Raw genomic sequence first — 580 nt, 5'->3', positions numbered from 1 at the left:
ATTGTAGAGTTTATATAGAATTTTTCGTTAGAAAGAAAAAAAGGAGGATTTAAATGGAGGAGTATTATTGGGATACCCAACTGGAATACCTCAAAAAAACAAGGGATTTATATTATAATGATGACTATTTAGAGTTTTTAGTTAAATATGTTTGGAAGATTTCTAAACCAGTACATATTGTTGATTTTGGTTGTGGATATGGATATTTAGGACTTAAATTATTACCCATTTTACCAAAAGGTTCTAAATATACAGGAATAGATAAAGGACAACAACTTATTAATAAAGCGATAGAGTATTTTCATCGTCTTCCGTTTGAAACGGAGTTCATTGTAGCAGATACTAGTCAGATTGAATTAGAGAGTAAGTACGACATTGCCGTTTGCCATGCTTTTTTATTACACATGTCTGAACCAAAAATAATGCTTCGAGGAATGGTGAATTCTATTGTTAACAATGGAAAAATAATATGTTTTGAACCACACTGGATTTCAGGTATGTCATCATACGACTTCGACGGATATAAACAATCACAAATTGTTCCACTTGGGATTCTTCAGAAATTATTCGAAGAGAGCAC

The 580-nt window shown here is 31.6% G+C and carries 1 protein-coding gene; it reads left to right on the top strand.

Going from position 1 to position 580, the window contains the following annotated elements; translation table 11 throughout:
* Positions 1 to 53 precede the first annotated feature (53 nt).
* Positions 54 to 580 (top strand): methyltransferase (locus tag LXM54_RS27700; RefSeq protein WP_233319565.1); only part of this gene is annotated, 527 nt, incomplete at its 3' end.

This window comes from Bacillus sp. Au-Bac7 (assembly GCF_021341655.1).
In the GTDB taxonomy this organism is placed as follows: domain Bacteria; phylum Bacillota; class Bacilli; order Bacillales; family Cytobacillaceae; genus Niallia.
Note: the sequence above shows the minus strand (reverse complement) of the source record. Positions and strands in the feature narration are given on the sequence as shown.